Source organism: Variovorax sp. 20P10.2.4 (assembly GCF_058244205.1).
In genome coordinates this window covers 1-13,236 of the sequence record NZ_JBZAYE010000163.1, presented here as the reverse complement: position 1 = coordinate 13,236, position 13,236 = coordinate 1, and the positions used below count along the sequence as shown (strand labels likewise).

At 69.2% G+C, this 13,236-nt stretch carries 8 protein-coding genes and 2 pseudogenes; 9 read left to right on the top strand and 1 reads right to left on the bottom strand.

All coding sequences use genetic code 11. From position 1 onward, the window contains the following. The 7 genes and pseudogenes from AC27VN_RS17245 to AC27VN_RS17215 all read left to right on the top strand — a co-directional run. A pseudogene (locus AC27VN_RS17245) lies at window positions 1-782 on the top strand (FAD-dependent oxidoreductase); the annotation flags it as partial. Window positions 783-871: 89 nt separating this feature from the next. Further along, the gene (gene leuS, locus AC27VN_RS17240; protein WP_490877304.1) at window positions 872-3,502 is read left to right on the top strand and encodes a leucine--tRNA ligase; all 2,631 of its coding nucleotides are present in this window, start codon (window positions 872-874) and stop codon (window positions 3,500-3,502) included. An 11-nt stretch (window positions 3,503-3,513) separates the two neighbouring features. Next, window positions 3,514-4,032 carry an LPS-assembly lipoprotein LptE gene (locus AC27VN_RS17235; RefSeq protein WP_093350530.1) on the top strand — a complete coding sequence of 173 codons (519 nt, stop codon included), beginning with the start codon at window positions 3,514-3,516 and terminating at the stop codon, window positions 4,030-4,032. Between the two features lie 15 nt (window positions 4,033-4,047). Continuing rightward, window positions 4,048-5,124, top strand: coding sequence for a DNA polymerase III subunit delta (gene holA / locus AC27VN_RS17230; RefSeq protein WP_208513423.1), 1,077 nt, complete (start codon window positions 4,048-4,050; stop codon window positions 5,122-5,124). A 48-nt stretch (window positions 5,125-5,172) separates the two neighbouring features. Beyond that, window positions 5,173-6,465, top strand: coding sequence for a glutamate-5-semialdehyde dehydrogenase (locus tag AC27VN_RS17225; protein WP_208513422.1), 1,293 nt, complete (start codon window positions 5,173-5,175; stop codon window positions 6,463-6,465). 411 nt (window positions 6,466-6,876) lie between these two features. Beyond that, complete coding sequence (gene gshA / locus AC27VN_RS17220; protein WP_093350539.1) at window positions 6,877-8,175, top strand: glutamate--cysteine ligase; 1,299 nt, start codon at window positions 6,877-6,879, stop codon at window positions 8,173-8,175. A gap of 189 nt (window positions 8,176-8,364) precedes the next feature. Next, window positions 8,365-10,233 carry a potassium transporter Kup gene (locus tag AC27VN_RS17215; protein WP_093350542.1) on the top strand — a complete coding sequence of 623 codons (1,869 nt, stop codon included), beginning with the start codon at window positions 8,365-8,367 and terminating at the stop codon, window positions 10,231-10,233. A gap of 19 nt (window positions 10,234-10,252) precedes the next feature. Here AC27VN_RS17215 and AC27VN_RS17210 read toward each other — a convergent pair whose 3' ends face one another. Beyond that, a complete protein-coding gene (locus tag AC27VN_RS17210; RefSeq protein ID WP_490877303.1) occupies window positions 10,253-11,176 on the bottom strand; it encodes a polysaccharide deacetylase family protein in 924 nt (307 codons plus the stop codon). 107 nt (window positions 11,177-11,283) lie between these two features. On the opposite strand from AC27VN_RS17210, the pseudogene AC27VN_RS17205 reads away from it, so the two are divergent. Both AC27VN_RS17205 and gshB read left to right on the top strand, forming a co-directional pair. Next, a pseudogene (locus tag AC27VN_RS17205) lies at window positions 11,284-12,561 on the top strand (benzoate/H(+) symporter BenE family transporter); the annotation flags it as partial. Further along, window positions 12,561-13,236, top strand: a 676-nt coding sequence (gene gshB, locus AC27VN_RS17200; RefSeq protein WP_490877302.1) for a glutathione synthase, incomplete at its 3' end; no start/stop codon positions are given. The pseudogene AC27VN_RS17205 and the gene gshB, both read left to right, overlap by 1 nt.

Below are 13,236 nucleotides of genomic sequence, written 5' to 3'. Positions count from 1 at the left end.
GCGCGGGCTCCTCGGCCATGGACAGCGCCGCCACCGCGCTGGAGGCCGGCGCCCACAGCGTCGAACTGCTGATCCGCCGCCTCGACCTGCCGCGCGTCAACAAGGGCAAGGGCGCCGGCGTGCCGGGCCTGACCCAGGGGCACTACGACCTGCCCGACGAGAACAAGTGGCGCGTGCGCCACTACATCAACCGGCTCAACGTGCCGCCGCCGCACGGCAGCACCCTGCGCGTGTCGCGCTTCGCCAACGCCTTCTTCAACTTCGGCTGCCCGGTCGAGGCGGTGGCGCTGGCCGGCGACGGCGCGATCCGCGTGGCGACGCCGCGCGCGACCTTCGATTTCGATTTCCTCATCGTCTCGACCGGCTTCAAGGTCGACTGGGCCGCGCGCCCCGAGTTCGCCGCCATAGCGCCCCATGTGCGGACCTGGAAGGAGCGCTTCGTACCCGCGCCCGGCGAGGAGGACCAGGAACTGGCCGATTCGCCTGACCTCGGCCCGGTGTTCGAGTTCAAGGAACGGGTGGCGGACGCGTGCCCGGGGCTGGCGCGCATCCACTGCTTCTGCTATCCGGCCGCGCTCTCGCACGGCACGGTCTCGGGCGACATCCCGGCCATCAGCGATGGCGCCAAGCGGCTGGCCGCGGGCATCGCGGGGCTGTTCTACCGCGAGGACTTCGAGCGCCATTTCGCCAACATCGAGGCCTATGCCGAGCCCGAGCTGTACGGCGACGAATGGACGCCCGCGCCGCCGCCCGACCGGCGGCCGGCACCCAAAGCCGGCTGAATGGCCCGGCCCGGCGGGAGCCCGGCGGCCGGGGCGCGATAATCCGCCTTCCCGGCCGCCCCGCGCCGGGCTCCTGCCGAAGCCCCGTCATGAACCCCAGCTACAAACCCAGCGACGTCGAGTCCGCTGCCCAGGCGCAATGGAGCGCCGCCGATGCCTACCGCGTGACCGAGGACGCGAGCCGCAAGAAGTACTACGCCTGCTCGATGCTGCCGTACCCCAGCGGCAAGCTGCACATGGGCCACGTGCGCAACTACACGATCAACGACATGCTCACGCGCTACCTGCGCATGAGCGGCTACAACGTGCTGATGCCCATGGGCTGGGACGCCTTCGGCCTGCCGGCCGAGAACGCGGCGCTGAAGAACGGCGTGCCGCCGGCCAAGTGGACCTACGAGAACATCGCCTACATGAAGGGCCAGCTCCAGGCCATGGGCCTGGCGATCGACTGGAGCCGCGAGATCGCCACCTGCGATCCGAGCTACTACAAGTGGAACCAGTGGCTGTTCCTGAAGATGCTCGAGAAGGGCATCGCCTACCGCAAGACCCAGGTCGTGAACTGGGACCCGGTCGACCAGACCGTGCTGGCCAACGAGCAGGTGATCGACGGCAAGGGCTGGCGCACCGGCGCCACGGTCGAGCGCCGCGAGATCCCGGGCTACTACCTGAAGATCAGCGACTACGCCGAGGAACTGCTCGAGCACACCCAGCACAAGCTGCCGGGCTGGCCCGAGCGCGTCAAGCTGATGCAGGAGAACTGGATCGGCAAGAGCGAGGGCGTGCGCTTCGCCTTCACCCATGACATCCAGGGCGCCGACGGCCAGCCGATCCAGGACGGCCGCATGTACGTGTTCACCACGCGCGCCGACACCATCATGGGCGTGACCTTCTGCGCCGTCGCGCCCGAGCATCCGCTGGCCGCGCATGCCGCCACGCTCGATCCCAAGGTCGCGGCCTTCATCGAGGAGTGCAAGAGCGGCGGCACCACCGAGGCCGAGCTCGCCACGCAGGAGAAGAAGGGCGTGCCCACGGGCCTGACCGTGACGCACCCGATCACCGAGGAGCAGGTGCCGGTGTGGGTCGGCAACTACGTGCTGATCGGCTACGGCGACGGCGCCGTGATGGGCGTGCCAGCGCACGACGAGCGCGACTTCGCCTTCGCCAACAAGTACGGCATCGAGATCATCCAGGTGGTGCTGGTCGACGACGAGCCGCACTTCGACTATCACAAGTGGCAGGACTGGTACGGCGACAAGCAGCGCGGCGTGACCATCAACTCCGACAACTTCAGCGGCATGTCGTACAAGGAGGCCGTGGCCGCCGTGGCGCATGCGCTGGGCCAGAAGGGCCTGGGCGAGCTGCAGACCACCTGGCGCCTGCGCGACTGGGGCGTGAGCCGCCAGCGCTACTGGGGCACGCCGATCCCGATCATCCATTGCGAGGAGCACGGCGCGGTGCCGGTGCCCGAGAAGGACCTGCCGGTGGTGCTGCCCACCGACTGCGTGCCCGACGGTTCCGGCAATCCGCTGAACAAGCACGAAGGCTTCCATGCCGGCGTGGTGTGCCCGGTGTGCGGCAAGGCCGCGCGGCGCGAGACCGACACGATGGACACCTTCGTCGACTCGTCGTGGTACTTCATGCGCTACTGCGATCCGAAGAACGACCAGGCGATGGTGGCCGAGGGCGCCGATTACTGGATGCCGATGGACCAGTACATCGGCGGCATCGAGCACGCCATTCTTCACCTGCTGTACGCGCGCTTCTGGACCAAGGTGATGCGCGACCTCGGCCTGGTGAAGGCCGACGAGCCCTTCAGCAAGCTGCTGACCCAGGGCATGGTGCTCAACCAGATCTTCTACGCGCGCAACGAGAAGGGCGGCAAGGATTACTTCCCGCCCTCGGAAGTCACGCCGGAGCTCGACGCGCAGGGCCGCATCGTCGGCGGCACCGCGGCCGACGGCACCAAGGTCGAGTACGGCGGCGTCGGCAAGATGGGCAAGAGCGAGCGCAACGGCGTCGACCCGCAGGACCTGATCGAGAAGTACGGCGCCGACACCGCGCGCCTGTACACCATGTTCACGGCGCCGCCCGAAGCCACGCTCGAGTGGAACGACGCGGCCGTCGAGGGCAGCTACCGCTTCCTGCGCCGCGTGTGGAATTTCGGCGCGGCGCAGTCGGGGCTCGCGGCCGCCGCGGGCGGCAAGCCGGCCTACGGCAAGCCGGCCCAGGCGCTGCGCCGCGAGGTGCACACCGTGCTGCGCCAGGTCGACTACGACTACCAGCGCATGCAATACAACACCGTGGTGTCGGGCGCGATGAAGCTGCTCAACGCGCTCGAGGGCTTCAAGTCCGACGGCAGCGCGGGCGACGCGGCCGCGCTGCACGAAGGCTTCGGCATCCTGCTGCGCTGCCTCTATCCCGCCACGCCGCACATCGCCCAGCAGCTGTGGACCGAGCTCGGCTACGACCAGGCGCTCGGCGCCCTGCTCGACGCGCCCTGGCCCACGGTCGACGTCGATGCGCTCGCGCAGGACGAGATCGAGCTGATGCTGCAGGTCAACGGCAAGCTGCGCGGCAAGCTGCTGGTGCCGGCCGGCGCCTCCAAGGACGAGATCGAGAAGCTCGCGCTGGCCTGCGAGGACTTCACCACCTTCGCGCCGGGCGCGAGCGCCAAGCGCGTGATCGTGGTGCCGGGCCGCCTCGTCAACGTGGTCATTTGAACAAGCCAAGCATGAACATCCGCACTGTCTCGCTGCCGCGCCGCGGCTTCCTCCTGGGCCTGGCGGCCGGCGGCGCCTCGCTGGGCCTGGCCGGTTGCGGCTTCGAGCTGCGCAAGCCGCCGGTCTTCGCCTTCAAGTCGATCGCGGTCTCGGGCAACTCGGCGCTGGTCAACCAGATCCGCCGCAACCTGCGCGCGGCGGGCACGGTGACTCTGCTGCCGGGCGACGACAAGAGCGCCGAGGCGGTGCTCGACATCCTCGGCGAGGACCGCGAGCGGCTGGTGGTGTCGACCAACTCGGTCGGCCTGCTGCGCGAGATCCAGCTCGTGCTCAAGGTGCGCTTCCGGCTGCACGCACAGGGCGGCAAGGACCTGCTGGCGGCCACCGAACTCATGCAGACGCGCGACCTGACCTTCAACGAGACCAATGCGCTGGCCAAGGAAGGCGAGGCCGACCTGCTGTTCCGCGACATGCAGGTAGACATCGCGCAGCAGCTGGTGCGCCGCCTCGGGGCGGTGAAGACGCTGTGACCGGCCGCTGACGCGATGCAGCTTGCCAGTGCCCAGCTTTCGGCCCACCTGCAGAAGGGGCTGAAGCCGCTCTACACGATCCACGGCGACGAGCCGCTGCTCGCGCAGGAGGCGGCCGACGCCATCCGCGCGGCGGCGCGCGCGCAGGGCTACACCGAGCGCAGCTCGTACACCGTGGCCGGCGCGCACTTCGACTGGAGCGCGGTGCTCGCGGCCGGCGGATCGCTCTCGCTGTTCGCCGACAAGCAGATGGTCGAGATCCGCATCCCCTCGGGCAAGCCCGGCAAGGACGGCAGCGCCGCGCTGCAGCAGATCGCCGAGGGCGCGGCCGCGAACGACAGCACGCTCACGCTGGTGATGCTGCCGCGGCTGGACAAGGCCACGCGCACCGGTGCCTGGTTCTCGGCGCTCGAGAACAACGGCGCCAGCATCCAGGTCGACCCGATCGAGCGCGCCGCGCTGCCGCAGTGGATCGCGCAGCGCCTCGCGCTGCAGGGCCAGCGCGTGAAGCCCGGCGACGAGGGCCAGCGCACGCTGCAGTTCTTCGCCGACCGCGTCGAGGGCAACCTGCTCGCGGCGCACCAGGAGATCCAGAAGCTCGCGCTGCTGCATCCGGGCGGCGAACTCGGCTGGGAAGAGGTCGAGGGCGCGGTCAACAACGTCGCGCGCTACGACGTCTTCAAGCTGTCGGAGGCCGTGCTCGGCGGCAATCCGCAGCGCGTGGCGCGCATGCTCGACGGCCTGCAGGCCGAGGGCGAGGCCGAGGTGCTGGTGCACTACACGCTGGCCGAGGACATCCGCGCGCTCAAGCGCGTGAAGGACGCCATGGCCGCGGGCCGGCCGCTGCCGATGGCGCTGCGCGAGAACCGCATCTGGGGCCCGCGCGAGCGCGCCTTCGAGCGCGTGCTGCCGCGGCTGGACGACCGCATGCTGGCGCGGCTGCTGCGCGCGGCGCACCTGGTCGACGGCATCGTCAAGGGCCTGAAGCAGCCCGACTGGCCGGCCAGCGGCTGGCAGGCGCTGCAGCGGCTGGCGCTGATGCTGTGCCGGGCCTGCGGCAACGGTGGCGCCGCGGCACCACGCCGCGCCTGAATTCCCGGCGTCAGCCGCCCGCAGGGTTGGCGTGGGAAAATGCCGGCCATGAACGCGTTCAATGTCAGTGAACACATGCAGACCCTGGGTCTGCAGGCAAAAACGGCCGCCGCCCTCATGGCGCGAGCGGATGCAGCTACCAAAAACGTAGCGTTGAAGGCGCTGGCCCGGCGCCTGCGCGAAGCCGGCGCAGTGCTGGCCACGGCCAACCAGAAGGACCTCGAGCGCGCCACGGCCGCCGGCCTGTCGGCGCCGATGGTCGACCGCCTGAAGCTCGGGCCCAAGGTGATCGAGACCGTCGCCCTCGGCTGCGAGCAGCTCGCGGGCATGGCCGACGTGATCGGCGAGATCATCGGCATGAAGCAGCAGCCCAGCGGCATCCGCGTCGGCCAGATGCGCGTGCCGATCGGCGTCTTTGGCATGATCTACGAGAGCCGTCCCAACGTGACCATCGAGGCCGCGAGCCTGGCGATCAAGTCGGGCAACGCCGCCATCCTGCGTGGCGGCTCGGAGGCCATCGAATCGAACAAGGCGCTGGCGCTGCTGGTGTCCGAGGCGCTGGCCGAGGCCGGCCTGCCGGTGGAGGCGGTGCAGCTGGTGCAGACCACCGACCGCGAGGCCGTCGGCCAGCTGATCGCGATGCCGCAGTTCGTCGACGTGATCATTCCGCGCGGCGGCAAGGGCCTGATCGAGCGCATCAGCCGCGACGCCAAGGTGCCGGTCATCAAGCACCTGGACGGCAATTGCCACGTCTACGTCGACGACACGGCCGAGTTCGGCATGGCGCTGCGCATCGTCGACAACGCCAAGACCCAGAAGTACAGCCCCTGCAACGCGGCCGAAGGCCTGCTGGTGGCGGCCTCGGTGGCCGAGGACTTCCTGCCGAAGATCGGCGCCATCTTCGCCGCCAAGGGCGTCGAGATGCGCTGCGATCCGGCCGCTGCCCAGATCCTGCGCGCCGATGGTGCTATCGATCCGGGAGCAAAGGTGGTCGATGCGGTCGAATCCGACTGGTCCGAGGAATACCTGGCCGCGGTGATCAGCATCAAGGTGGTGGCGGGCCTCGAGGAGGCCATCGCGCACATCAACCACTACTCGAGCCACCACACCGACGCGATCGTCACGCGCGACCACGTGAATGCCCAGCGTTTCCTGCGCGAGGTCGATTCGGCCAGCGTCATGGTCAATGCGAGCACACGCTTCGCCGATGGTTTCGAGTTCGGCCTCGGGGCCGAAATCGGCATCAGCACCGACAAGTTCCACGCCCGCGGACCGGTGGGCATCGAAGGGCTGACCTCGCTCAAGTACGTGGTGCTGGGGCAGGGCGAAGTCCGGACCTGAGGGGGCGCGACGGGCGCCGTTGGGTGCCCTTCGCGTCGGTGGTGCGTGTGGATTCCACGTAGGCCATGGTGCTTGTCATCGGGGGGCGCGTCCCCAAATCTTAGGGTCTGTCATCCATCCAACGCCCTCGCGCTGGCCCCGCCATGCGGTGGATACGCGAAGGACGGCGCAGCCCATGGCCACCCATGGGCAAGCCGGCCGACAAAGTAGCCGCCGTATGGCGGGGCCAGCCCGGAGGGAAGCCCTGTTGCGCGGTGCATTGCGGCGTTGCCCTTCGCTTGCGTAGTGCGCTACGCGGCGCTCAGGGCGCCTTGCACTGCCCCGCGCAACAGGGCTTCGCGAGGGCGTTGGATGGATGACAGACCCTAAAATCCCGCATACCTTTAAGTAGAAAACAAAGAAGGCCGCCGCATGGTTCCGCATCTCGTCACAGCCCTGACCGGCCCGATCAACGAACTGGAGCAGCGGGTGCTCGACTCGATGCCCGCCATCGAGCGCTGGTTCCGGCTCGAATGGATGGAGCACACGCCGCCGTTCTACAGCGCGGTCGACATCCGCAACGCGGGCTTCAAGCTGGCACCGGTCGACACCAACCTCTTCCCCGGTGGCTGGAACAACCTCACCAAGGAAATGCTGCCGCTGGCGGTGCAGGCCGCGCAGGCCGCGATCGAGAAGATCTGTCCGGAGGCGCGCAACCTGCTGGTGATTCCCGAGAACAACGCCAAGAACAGCACCTTCTACCTGGCCAACGTGGCGCAGATGGTGCGGATCTTCCACATGGCCGGGCTCAACGTGCGCGTGGGCTCGATCGATCCGGCGATCAAGTCGCCCAAGAAGATCGAGCTGCCGCACGGCGACACCGTCACGCTCGAGCCGGTGGTGCGCACCAAGCGCCGCCTGGGCCTGAAGAACTTCGATCCCTGCACCATCCTGCTGAACAACTCGCTCTCGGCGGGCACGCCGGGCATCCTCGAGGACCTGCACGAGCAGTACCTGCTGCCGCCGCTGCACGCGGGCTGGTCGGTGCGCCGCAAGAGCAACCACCTGCACAGCTACGAGGAACTGTCCAAGCGCTTCGGCAAGCTGCTGGGCATCGATCCCTGGCTCATCAATCCGATCTACGCGCGCGCCGACGGCGTCGACCTGGCCGAGGGCCGCGGCCTCGACGTGCTGACCAGCCACGTCGACGCGGTGCTGACCAAGGTGCGCCGCAAGTACAAGGAATACGGCATCAACGAGAAGCCCTTCGTGGTGGTCAAGGGCCAGAGCGGCGCCGAGGGCCCGCGCGTGCTGACGGTGCGCGACGCCAAGGAGGTCGAGGGCCTGGCGGGCAAGGTGCGCGCCGCGGCGGCCCGGCCGGCCGGTGCGCGCGAGCCCGGCGAGATCATCGTGCAGGAAGGCGTGCTGACCAACGAGCGCGTGCACAACGGCGTGGCCGAGCCCGTGGTCTACATGATGGACCGCTACGTGGTCGGCGGCTTCTACCGCGTGCATGCCGACAGCGCGCCCGACGAGAACCTCAAGCTGCCCGGCGCGAGCTTCGTGCCGCTGGCCTTCTCCGAGAGCGCGCACCTGCCGCAGCCCGGTGCCAAGCCCGGAGCCAGCGCGCCCAACCGCTTCTACATGTATGGCGTGGTCGGCCGGCTCGCGATGGTCGCCGCCAGCTACGAGATGGAAGCCACCGACCCGGACGCCGAAGTCTACGAATGACCCCCACCGCGCGCCGTGTTTGCGGCCCGCGCGGGTGACGGCAGAATAGCGGCCCCACAGCAACGGAAATCAAAGGGCGGCGAGGGCGAGGATCGAGGCGCGGCGGATGCCACCGTCCGCCGATGCGCGCCCCCTGGCATACCTGATGCGTCGTCATCGCGAGCCGCCGGCCCTTTTCCCATCGACCTCGTGTCAGCCCCCAAATCCCTCTCCGCCGGCCTGATCGTCGGCGCCATCGGCGTCGTCTATGGCGACATCGGCACCAGCGTGCTGTATGCCGTCAAGGAAGTCTTCGGCCACGGCCACGTTCCCTTCACCGTCGAGAACGTCTACGGCATCCTCTCGATGTTCGTCTGGACGCTCACCACCATCGTCTCGCTCAAGTACGTGGTGCTCGTGCTGCGTGCCGACAACGAGGGCGAGGGCGGCCTGGTCGCGATGCTGGCGCTGGCCTCGCGCGCCGTGGCCGACAAGCCGCGGCTGCGCCACCTGCTGCTGGTGATCGGCATCTTCGGCACCTCGCTGTTCTACGGCGACGGGGTCATCACGCCGGCGATCTCGGTGCTGTCGGCGGTCGAGGGCCTGGAGGTGGTGTCGCCGCACTTCAAGCACTACGTGATCCCGATCACCCTGGTGGTGCTGTTCTGCCTGTTCGCGGTGCAGAAGCACGGCACGGCGGGCATCGGCCGCTTCTTCGGGCCGATCACGGTGGTGTGGTTCCTCGCGCTGGCGGTGCTCGGCGTGTGGCACATCGTCGACCACCCCGAGATCCTGAAGGCCCTGAGCCCGTTCTACGCACTCAAGTTCATCTGGGACAACCCCGGCACCAGCTTCATCCTGCTGGGCGCCATCGTGCTGTGCGTGACCGGCGCCGAGGCGCTGTACGCCGACCTCGGCCACTTCGGCAAGGCGCCGATCCGCATCGCCTGGTTCACCGTGGTGATGCCGGCGCTGATCCTCAACTACTTCGGCCAGGGCGCGCTGCTGCTGGCCAACCCCGAGGCGGTGAAGAACCCGTTCTTCATGATGGCGCCCGAATGGGCGCTGATCCCGCTGGTGCTGCTGGCCACCGCCTCCACGGTGATCGCCTCGCAGGCCCTGATCACCGGCGCCTTCAGCGTCACGCGCCAGGTGATCCAGCTCGGCTACCTGCCGCGCCTGAACATCGAGCACACCAGCGTGCGCACGGCCGGCCAGATCTACATCCCGCTGGTCAACTGGGGCCTGTTCGTGGCGATCGTGCTGGCGGTGGTCATGTTCCGCTCCTCGAGCAGCCTGGCCGCGGCCTACGGCATCGCCGTGACCACCGACATGCTGATCACCACGGTGCTGACCTTCTTCGTGATCCGCTACGCCTGGAAGCTGCCGCTGGCGCTGTGCATCGCCTCGACCGCGGCCTTCTTCTTCATCGACTTCATGTTCTTCGCGTCGAACCTGCTCAAGCTGCCCGAGGGCGGCTGGTTCCCGCTGGTGATCGGCGGCGCGGTGTTCGTGCTCATGATCACCTGGAAGGAAGGGCGCCGCCTCATGGGCGAGGTGCAGCGCTCCGATGCGATCGAGCTGAAGGCCTTCCTCGATTCGGTGTTCGAGAATCCGCCGGTGCGCGTGGACGGCACCGCCGTGTTCCTCACGGCCGAGCCTGGCGTGGTGCCCAATGCGCTGCTGCACAACCTCAAGCACAACAAGGTGCTGCACGAGCAGAACCTGTTCGTCACCGTGCGCAACCACGAGGTGCCGTGGATCCCGATGGACAAGCGCATCGAGATCGAGCCGCTGGGCCGCCATTGCTGGCAGGTGATCGTGCACTACGGCTTCAAGAACGACATCGACCTGCCGCGCGCGCTCGACAACGCGCGCCTGCGCGGCTGCCAGCTCGAGCCGATGCTGACCAGCTACTTCCTTTCGCGCGACGTCGTGATCCCCACGCTGGGCAGCGGCATGGCGCCCTGGCGCGAGAAGCTGTTCGCGCAGATGCACCACAACGCGAGTGGCGCTGCGGCCTTCCTGGGGCTGCCGAACAACGCGGTGGTGGAGCTGGGGTCGAAGATCGAGATCTGAGCGCGGCCGGCCGGGCGCTTCAGCGGAAGTCGTCCGGCCGCTCCTGCGCGAGCTGCCCCATGTGCGCCGCGATCGCGCCGGGCGTGGTGAACCAGATCTCGCCGCGGTCGCGCGCGAGCGCCAGCTGCGTCAACACGCCGCGCAGATGGCGCAGCCGGTAGGGCTGGCCCACGATGTAGGGATGCAGCGCGAGGCCCATCACCAGCGGCTGGGCGCGCGACTGCACCAGCATCTCCTCGAAGTTGTCGCGCACCATCGCGCAGAAGTCCTTCGCGTCCATCAGCCGGCCCACGATCATCGGGATGTCGTTGAGCTCCTGCGGATAGGGCACCGACCAGATCGCGCCGCCGCCGCGCGTGCGCATGCGCACCGGCTGGTCGTCGTGGCACCAGTTGAGCGTGTAGCCGTAGCCGGTCTCGGCCAGCAGGTCGGGCGTGAGCGGGCTCTCGGAGATCCACGGCGACAGCCAGCCCGCGGGCGCCTGCCCGCTCTCGCGCGCCATGCGTTCGCGGCAGCGCACCAGCAGCGCGCGCTCGTGGTCTTCGCCGAGCGCGCCCTGGCGCTCGGCATTGCTGTGGCCATGGCCGATCAGCTCGTCGCCGCGCGCCACCACCGCCTGCACCAGTTCCGGGCAGTGGTCGTACAGGGCCGTGTTGACCAGCGCGCCCGCGGGCAGCCCGAGCGCGTCGAACAGCTCGAGGCAGCGCCAGGCGCCCACGCGGTTGCCGTATTCGCGCCAGCCGTGGTTGAGCACATCGGGCTGCGGCGAGGCCGGGCCGAGGCAGGCGCCCAGCCCGTCGCCGAAGGCGAAGTGCTCGAGGTTGAAGCCGAGGTAGACCGCGAGCCGCGCGCCGTTGGGCCAGCGGTAGTCGGGCCGGCGCGTGATCGGCCGGTAGTCGAAGCGGTCGTGCGAGGGCAGCAGTTCGGGCCAGCGTGTCGTCATGCCCAGGCCGCCTGCAAGCCTCGTGCCCGATGGTCGACATATCGTTCGAAAATTGTTGACCATCGCTCGGCCAACGCGGGCCGGCGCGGGCGGCCCGGCACAATCGCGCGATGCGTTTCTTCAAGGACCTGAGCCTTTCCGCCTTCACCGCCGGCTTCGTCGCCGTGCTCGTCGGTTTCACGAGTTCGGTCGCCATCGTGTTCCAGGCCGCGCAGGCCTTCGGTGCCACGCCCGAGATGGTGGCCTCGTGGATGTGGGCGCTGGGCATCGGCATGGGGCTGGCCTCGGTGCTGCCCTCGCTGTGGTGGCGCAAGCCCGTGATGATCGCCTGGAGCACGCCCGGCGCCGCGGTGCTGGCGGTGGCCGGCGCGGGCCATGGCATGGGCGAGGCGGTCGGCGCCTTCGTCGTCTGCGCGCTGCTGATCGTGCTGGCCGGCGCCACCGGCTGGTTCGAGCGCGTGATGAACCGGATCCCGATGGCCATCGCCTCGGCGCTGCTGGCCGGCGTGCTCGCGCGCTTCGGCCTCGCGGCCTTCACCGCGGCGCAGACCGCGCTGCCCCTGGTGCTGCTGATGCTGGCCACCTACCTCGTGGGCAAGCGCTGGCTGCCGCGCTACGCGGTGCCGCTCACGCTGCTGGTGGCGATCGCCTTCGCGGCCGCGCGTGGCGAACTCGCCTGGTCGGCGGTGCATGTCTCGCTGACCTGGCCGGTGTTCGTCATGCCGGTGTTCCACTGGCAGGCGATCGTGAGCCTGGCGCTGCCGCTGTTCGTCGTCACCATGGCCTCGCAGAACCTGCCGGGCGTGGCGGCGATCCGCGCCGCCGGCTATGGCGAGCTGCCGGTCAGCAAGCTCATCACGATCAGCGGCCTGACCACGCTGGTGCTCGCGCCCTTCGGCGCCTTCGCGCTCAACCTCAGCGCCATCACCGCCGCGATCTGCATGGGCCGCGAAGCCCACGAGGACCCGGCGCGGCGCTACACCGCGGCCGTGAGCTGCGGCGCGATCTACGTCGTGATCGGCCTGTTCGGCGCGGCCGTGACCGGGCTGCTCACGGCTTTTCCGAAGGAGCTGGTCGCGGCCATCGCGGGGCTCGCGCTGCTCGGCACCATCGGCGGCGGACTGGCGGCCGCGGTGCGCGACGAGCCGCACCGCGAGGCCGCGCTGATCACCTTCCTGGTCACGCTCTCGGGCGTGACCATCGCCGGCATCGGCTCGGCCTTCTGGGGCGTGGTGGCGGGCGCGTTCGCGCTCGCGGTGCAGCGGCTGGGCAACCGGCCGGGCCCGCCAAAAGCCCCGGCCGGCCAGGGCCTCGCCGCTTCCGGCAACATCGCGACCGACAGCAGCAACATGGCGGCCCCGCCGGGCGCCGGAAAGACTTCCTGATGAAAAACATCCTCTTCGTGGCCGACCCGCTCGATCACTTCAAGATCTACAAGGACACCACCTTCTCGATGATGCGCGAGGCCCAGCGCCGCGGCCACCGCATCGCGGCCTGCCTGCCGCAGGACCTGCAGTGGGTGTCGGGCGGCAAGGTCACGGCCACGGTGCGGCAGGTCACGCTGACCGGCGACCCCAAGGACTGGTACGCCGTCGACATCGTCGAGAGCAAGGCGCTGGCCGATTTCGACGCCGTGCTGATGCGCAAGGACCCGCCCTTCGACGCCGAGTACATCTACGCCACCCACCTGCTCGAGCAGGCCGAGCGCGAGGGCGCGCGCGTGGTGAACAAGCCGCGCGCGCTGCGCGACCATCCCGAGAAGCTCGCGATCATGGAGTTTCCGCAGTTCACCGCGCCCACGCTGGTCACGCGCAGCGCGCAGGCGGTGCGCGACTTCCATGCGCAGCACGGCGACATCATCCTGAAGCCGCTCGACGGCATGGGCGGCATGGGCATCTTCCGCGTGAAGCAGGACGCGCTGAACCTCGGCTCGATCGTCGAGACGCTCAACAAGGACGGCGCCGAAACCATCATGGTGCAGCGCTTCGTGCCCGACGTGGTCGAGGGCGACAAGCGCATCCTGATCATCGCGGGCGAGCCCGCGCCCTTCGTGCTGGCGC